The following is a 1,589-nucleotide window of genomic DNA, read 5'->3' as shown; positions in this document are numbered from 1 at the left end:
GGGAGGGTTACCAGGCTCAAATTGAGACAGAACTATTTTGCTAGCACTGTAGGTAAACATGGGGATGAACAGATGTTAAAGAACTATGTGCGCAATCAAGGGGTTGATAAAAGTTACCAGACTTTGCATCAGGGGCAACTAAGGCTGTTATAATACTGGATATGGTACCAAGCTACCCCGTTGCGAGGAGTATCATTATTATAAAGTATTGCTATTTTATGTAAAAAAAAGTTTTTTTAAGTTTTAACTAATCAATTATTGTGGTAATTTTTTATAAAATAACATCATATATAAGTTATATATGGCTAATATTAAAATTTAATTTTAGGATATAGAATATGACAAACAAATCGAAAAAAATTCACTCATTATCAAAAACCAAGACAATGATAACATCATTAGAGTTTCATCCTCAGACTTACAACAATACCTAAAAGAAATATCAGAGCTTATTGCTAAAGGCTACTTTATTGAAATAAGCAAGCACAGGAAAGCAATTGGAATGATTGTACCCTACTAGTCAATCAGTGTGCTTAATAACTAGAGCAGGGTGTTCGCAATTGTTTTCATAAAAATGAAAACTTGAAAATAAATAATTAAGGTATGATCACCTAGAAAATAGTGTGTTATTTAAATCTAGTAATAGTTATAAATTAAACAGCGTCTAAATCATAAATTATCATTAGGTTAATCCATAGACAGAACACCTCTAGAGATCTACAATATTATCACACTTTAATGTTTTTCACGCTAGTTTATTTTCTTGCAATGAGCTTAAACTTCAATTGTTAACAAACAATTTCACATAAACTAATATTTTTCAACCCATAAGAATGTTATTCTCAATATATAATATCACTATTGACAAATAATTTAGCTTTTAGAATTGTAACTCTCGCTCAACAATTGGCAGTGTCTAGCAAACTCCTCCAATGAAAGTACAGTAAAACCTCCTTTTTTGCGTGGAGCTATATCAAAAATATTATTAATACAGTTAGCAAAATCTACTGTATTACGATAACCAAATATATCTCGCATGTTAACTAATAAATCATATTTATATATATATGCTGTTCTTAGTTTTATACCAAGAATCTTGCTTATCTCATGTGCTTTAATATTACTGCTTTGTGACAAAAGAATTAGCAATATAATACTTGAGCTTGGTATTTTTTCATTATTATATTTTATTGGTTTTATCTTATCTAAGCATGGATTGATTTTAAATTGATCAGTCCCAAAATCTAGCCTATGGATAATTCCAATAGGCCTATCGCCTCTCATAAACACTTCTTTCTTTATTGTTCCAATCAAACAAATATCTTTAGAAAAGGCTACAATGTGTCGAGTAATAGATTTTTCTCTTAATCTCATCAAATTTATTGAGTCTCTCAGAAAAGCCTTACCCCCTAGAGGAAACTTAAATAAGTCAGTTATATTTATTTCTGAAATCTGCCGAATATTTTCACCGCTTACTTGGTTTATATACTCTATAGCCTCATCCTCACAAAATATAAGATCATTCTTATAAGTGATATAAGTAAATTTTTTTTTGATTAATCAATATGTTATTCATTAAATGTATGCCC

The 1,589-nt window shown here is 29.3% G+C and carries 1 protein-coding gene; it reads right to left on the bottom strand.

Features of this window, described 5'->3' with window-relative positions:
• Positions 1-873 precede the first annotated feature (873 nt).
• Positions 874-1,374: a hypothetical protein gene (locus tag BGC07_RS15845; protein ID WP_069314043.1), complete on the bottom strand. Its 501-nt coding sequence runs from the start codon at positions 1,372-1,374 to the stop codon at positions 874-876.
• Positions 1,375-1,589: the final 215 nt, after the last annotated feature.

The sequence above is a fragment of the Piscirickettsia litoralis genome, assembly GCF_001720395.1.
Taxonomy (GTDB): domain Bacteria; phylum Pseudomonadota; class Gammaproteobacteria; order Piscirickettsiales; family Piscirickettsiaceae; genus Piscirickettsia; species Piscirickettsia litoralis.
The sequence above is the reverse complement of the archived record's forward strand: the minus strand, read 5'-3'. Positions and strand labels throughout refer to the sequence as shown.